This window comes from Phenylobacterium sp. (assembly GCF_036501465.1).
Classification (GTDB): domain Bacteria; phylum Pseudomonadota; class Alphaproteobacteria; order Caulobacterales; family Caulobacteraceae; genus Phenylobacterium.
This window is the reverse complement of sequence record NZ_DASYAF010000032.1, coordinates 1-4540: the sequence shown is the minus strand read 5'-3', so window position 1 is coordinate 4540 and position 4540 is coordinate 1. Positions and strand designations below refer to the sequence as shown.

Sequence of the window (4540 nt, the reverse complement as noted above, 5' to 3'; positions counted from 1 at the left end):
CTGGACGGCCTGCCCGGCGTCGACGCCATCGGCCGCTGGCTGGACGACAACCGGCCGCGCGACTTCCGCCCCGGCCTGATCCACGGCGATTTCCACTTCGCCAATGTGCTGTTCCGCCGCGACTCGAGCGAACTGGCGGCCATGGTCGACTGGGAGCTGGTCACCGTCGGCGAGCCGATGGTCGATCTGGGCGTCCTGCTCTCCAACTGGCCCGAGGATGGCGCCGCGACCGGCCCGGTCAAACCGTGGCCGGGCTTCCCGACCCGCGCCGAACTGATCGCCCGCTACGCCCAGCAGACCGGCCGCGATGTCGCCTCGGCCGACTGGTACGAGGTGCTGGCCTGCTACAAGATCGGCTGCATCCTGGAAGGCACCTATGCGCGCGCGTGCGCCGGCCGCGCGCCAAAGGCGACCGGCGATTACCTGCACGCCTCGACCCTGGGCCTGTTCCAGCGGGCGCTGAAGAAGATCGCCTGAAAGACCTCTCCCTCTGGAAGAGGGTTGACGCGCACGACGGTGTTGTCATGACACCATTATGGTGTCATGGTGGTGTGCATGGACATCACCGGCCTTGTCGAATCCTTGAGCGATGACCTCAGCCGCGCCGCCGCAGTGGGCGGCGAGGATGTCTGGACGGCGGCCGAGAGTCTGCTGCTGGCGCTGGATCCCGCGCTTCGCCTCACCCTGATGGACGCGCTCAGCCAGGCCGCCGCCGAGATCGCCGAGGCGCTGCCCGGAACCTCGATCGAGGTGCGCCTGGTCGGCCGCGAGCCGGTCTTCGTGGTCCAGGGCCCGCGCGCGGCGACGCCCGCCGACGACGCCTTCGAGGCCGACGACGGCGAACCGACGGCCCGCATCACCCTGCGCCTGCCCGAGGCGCTGAAGGGCCGGGCCGAGGCCCTGGCCGCCCGGCGCGGACAGTCGCTGAACACCTGGCTGGTGGCCGCCGCCCGCGCCGCCGCGGCGCCGACGGATGGATCTCAAGCGTCACATCATCCCGGCGGGCGTCACGGCCCCGGCCGACGCGTTCAGGGATGGGCGCGATGAACTCGGAGACGGCCGTGAAGCCGACCCAGAGCCCGGTGGCGCTGCGCGGCGCGACCCAGTTCGACATGACCTCGAAGATCAGCGGCCGGACCTACCGCATCTTCGTCTTCCAGCCGCCGTCCGCGGCCCCGCCGTCCGGCTACCCGGTCGTGGTCATGACCGACGGCAATATGAGCTTTCCGGCCGCGGCGACCCTGGACGGCATGTTCGCGCTGCAGGGCGGCAAGGCGGCGCTGGTGGTCGGCGTCGGCTATCCGGCCGACGACGACGCCTTCACGCCCTTCGTTCAGCGCAACCGCGACCTGACCCCGCCGACGCCGCTGTCCGGCATCCGCCCGGTTCCCGGCCAGCCGCCGCCCAAGCTGGAGAATTATGGCGGCTCGCAAGACTTCCGCCGCTTCCTGGTCGAGGAACTGCGCCCGGCGATCGCCGAGGCCTATAGCGTCGATCCGAACGACCAGACCCTCTATGGCCATTCGCTGGGCGGCCTCTTCGTGCTCGGCGTACTCTTCGACCATCCCGGGTCCTTCCGCAATTTCGTCGCCTCCAGCCCGTCGATCTGGTGGAACAAGCAGGCGGTGCTCAAGACCGAGCCGGCCTTCGCCGACAAGATCCGCGCCGGCGCCGCAACGCCTCGCGTGTTGATCCTGGTCGGCGCCGAGGAGCAGCGCCCGCCGCCCAACCTGCCACCGGGCATGACCCGGCCGCAGATGAAGCGGCTGCTGACCCAGGCCCGCATGGTCGACAATGCGCGCGAGCTGGCCGAGCGGCTCGCCCGGATCAAGGCCAGGCCCGGCTACAGCGTCCGCTTCCACGCTCTCGACGACGAGGACCACCTCACCGTCGTCCCCACCTCGATCAGCCGCACCCTGGCCTTCGCGCTCAGGGACGACCCGGTCAAAAAGGCCAGGAAACGATGACCCAGGACAAGCGCATGCAAAGCTTCCAGACCCCGACGCCGGTTCGCCTGCGCGTCGATATACCCAAGGGGCGCATCCGGCTGGCGGCCGAGGAGACCGGCGAAACGCGCATCGTGCTGACCGCCATCCACGGCGACGCCACGGCCCGGGCCTGGATCGCCGACGCCGAAATCGATCAGGACGGCGACGAGATCAGGGTGCGGATTCACAAGTCGGGCCTGTCGCTGTTCGGCCTCGGCGGCGGCATCGAGGCGGAGATCTACTGCCCGCTGGGCAGCGCGGCCAACCTCACAACCGGCTCCGGCCGGATCGAGACCGTCGGGCGGCTGGGCGAGGTCAATGCCGAGAGCGGCTCCGGCCGCGTCTGCATCGACGACTGCGCCGAGGCCCGCGCCCGCACCGGATCCGGCGACATCGTCGTCGCCTCGGCGGCCGGCTCGGTCAACGCCAAGACCGGATCGGGCCGGATCAGCGTCGGCAAGGTCGGCGCCAATGCGCGGATCGCCACCGGCTCCGGCCATGCCGAGCTGGACTGCGCCGCCGGCGACGCCAAGCTGACCACCGCGTCCGGCAATATCGAGATCGGCCAGGCCGGCGACAGCCTGGAGGCCTTCGCGGCCTCGGGCAATGTCGAGGTCCGCCGCGCCGACCATGGCCTGGTCCGCGCCAAGACCATCTCCGGCCGCATCACCGTCGGCGTGGCCAGGGGCTCGGCCGCCTTGCTCGACATCTCGACTATGAGCGGACGGGTCAATTCAGACCTGGAGGCCGGCGGCGCACCGCGGGCCGACGAGAAACAGGTCGAGCTGGTCCTCAACACGATGAGCGGCAATGTGAATGTGGCGCGCGCCTGAGCCGGGCGCCACGAAGGCGTTGCTGCTTGTCGCGCTGGCGACGGCCTCGCTGGCCCTTGGCGGCTGCGGCTATGTCTGGCCCTTCGCGGGCAATCGCGCCCGGGCCAGCGTCGAAGCCCTCAACCTCAGCGACGTGCGCCTGACCCGCACCCTGTTCGGCATCAGCTGCTCGAAGAGCGACCACATCTATTACAAGTTCGTCGCCCGCAACCTGAGCGGCCAGCGCGTCCACGGCGTGGTCTGCATGAGCTATCTGAAGGGCGCCACGGTCCGCATCACCGGCTGATCGCCGCCAGGTTCTGGCCTATAAGGCGCCGCTCGCGCCAAGCAATTGAGTTGGGCGCCTCAGCGAGGGATGGCGAACGATGATCACGGTCTTCGGCGAAGGGCGCGGGTTCCGCGTCGTCTGGCTGCTGGAGGAGATGGGACTGGCCTACCGGCTGAGGCGGGTGGACCTTTTGGCCGGCGTCGAGAACGACGCGGAGTTTCTGGCCATCAACCCCGCCGGGTTCATTCCGGCGATCGTGGACGGCGACGTCACCATGGTCGAGTCGATCGCGATCATGCAGTACCTGATGGCCCGCTACGGACCGACTCCGCTGGCGCCGGACCCGGACGATCCCGCCTTCCCCGCCTACCTGCAGTTCCTTCACCTCGGCGAGGCCGGCCTCGCGGCCTCGATCTACTTCGCCAACGGCGCCCGCAATCTGGCGCCCGAGGCCGAGCGGCATAACTGGAGCGCCGGCCAGGCGCTGGACGTGTTCGAGACCCGGTTGGGGCTGGTGACGCGGCAGCTGGCGCGCTCGCCCTATCTCGCCGGCGACCGGTTCACCGCCGCCGATATCTCGGTGACCTACGCCCTGGAACTGGCCCAGAGAAGCGTCGGCTTCGCCCTCGGCGAGGTGGAGCGGGCCTACGTCGCCCGCACCAGCGGACGCGACGCCTACAAGCGCGCGATGGAAACCTGCCAGGCCACCAAGGCCTGGGTCGCCAGGGTGGCTGGCAGATGAGCGCTCTTGGCGCTCAACCGACCGCGAACCGTCGGCTTTGGGTCGGAAGCGGGAGTTCGGGGCCAAGCCTCAGCCGTTCCGCGCCAGGGCCAGCACCTCTTCGATGGCCGCGATGACGGCCTCGGGCTTCTCCCACTGGATGGCGTGCCCGGCGTCGATCGTGCGTCGTTCGCCTCGTGTGGACAGGGCGGTGATCTCGTCATGACCGGTGCGCCAGGCCTGCCGCCACGCTTCGGCAGGCTCGACCGACTCGTCGGCCATCGGGAAGAACCTGCGCGCGGTGAGCACGATCAGCGGCATGTCGCCCAGAGGCCGTCGCGCCGCATTCATCTCGGCCAAGGTCGCCGACCAGGTGTTGGCGTTTTCGGACCGGGCGGCGCGGTAGAAGCCCGGCGAGGTCCGCTGCGCCCGGCGCGCGGCCTTGACCGCGGCCGGCAGCCTGGGCGCGCCGTCGCGAACGACGAACTCTTCGTACTCGGGCGTCCCCGCCACCAGCGCGCCGGCGCGCGCGAGTCGCTCGACGCGCAACAACTTTCGCCGGTAGTCGCGTAGCCATGCGACGTACTTGGGGTCTTCGGCGAGCCGGCCGATCTGGCGCTCGCTCGAACTGTCCACCATCACCATTCCGACGACTTCCTGCGGATATCTGAAGGCGAACAGACGCATGATGAGACCGCCGAACGACCAGCCCGCCAGGACATAGGGCGGC

7 protein-coding genes are annotated in these 4540 nt (G+C 69.9%); 6 read left to right on the top strand and 1 reads right to left on the bottom strand.

Annotated elements, in window-relative coordinates:
- From VGL85_RS03450 to VGL85_RS03425, 6 genes are all read left to right on the top strand, one after another.
- Positions 1-477, top strand: a 477-nt coding sequence (locus tag VGL85_RS03450; RefSeq protein WP_331586011.1) for a phosphotransferase, incomplete at its 5' end; no start/stop codon positions are given.
- Positions 478-555: 78 nt separating this feature from the next.
- Positions 556-1047 carry a hypothetical protein gene (locus tag VGL85_RS03445; protein WP_331586009.1) on the top strand — a complete coding sequence of 164 codons (492 nt, stop codon included), beginning with the start codon at positions 556-558 and terminating at the stop codon, positions 1045-1047.
- 14 nt (positions 1048-1061) lie between these two features.
- Positions 1062-1967, top strand: a complete 906-nt coding sequence (locus tag VGL85_RS03440; protein WP_331586007.1) for an alpha/beta hydrolase — start codon at positions 1062-1064, stop codon at positions 1965-1967.
- Positions 1964-2821 (top strand): DUF4097 family beta strand repeat-containing protein, encoded by an 858-nt coding sequence (locus VGL85_RS03435; protein WP_331586005.1) that lies wholly within the window; start codon positions 1964-1966, stop codon positions 2819-2821. Before VGL85_RS03440 ends, VGL85_RS03435 begins: the two co-directional genes overlap by 4 nt.
- A gap of 19 nt (positions 2822-2840) precedes the next feature.
- Complete coding sequence (locus VGL85_RS03430; RefSeq protein WP_331586003.1) at positions 2841-3107, top strand: hypothetical protein; 267 nt, start codon at positions 2841-2843, stop codon at positions 3105-3107.
- A gap of 79 nt (positions 3108-3186) precedes the next feature.
- Positions 3187-3831 carry a glutathione S-transferase family protein gene (locus VGL85_RS03425; RefSeq protein ID WP_331586000.1) on the top strand — a complete coding sequence of 215 codons (645 nt, stop codon included), beginning with the start codon at positions 3187-3189 and terminating at the stop codon, positions 3829-3831.
- Between the two features lie 69 nt (positions 3832-3900).
- Here the strand turns inward: VGL85_RS03425 and VGL85_RS03420 are convergent.
- On the bottom strand, positions 3901-4540 hold a 640-nt coding region (locus VGL85_RS03420), incomplete at its 5' end, for an alpha/beta fold hydrolase (protein ID WP_331585998.1).

Excerpts from the sequence above, each read along its gene's own strand:
- VGL85_RS03445 (WP_331586009.1), top strand. The coding sequence starts at position 556 with ATGGACATCACCGGCCTTGTCGAATCCTTGAGCGATGACCTCAGCCGC.
- VGL85_RS03435 (WP_331586005.1), top strand. The coding sequence starts at position 1,964 with ATGACCCAGGACAAGCGCATGCAAAGCTTCCAGACCCCGACGCCGGTT.
- VGL85_RS03425 (WP_331586000.1), top strand. The coding sequence starts at position 3,187 with ATGATCACGGTCTTCGGCGAAGGGCGCGGGTTCCGCGTCGTCTGGCTG.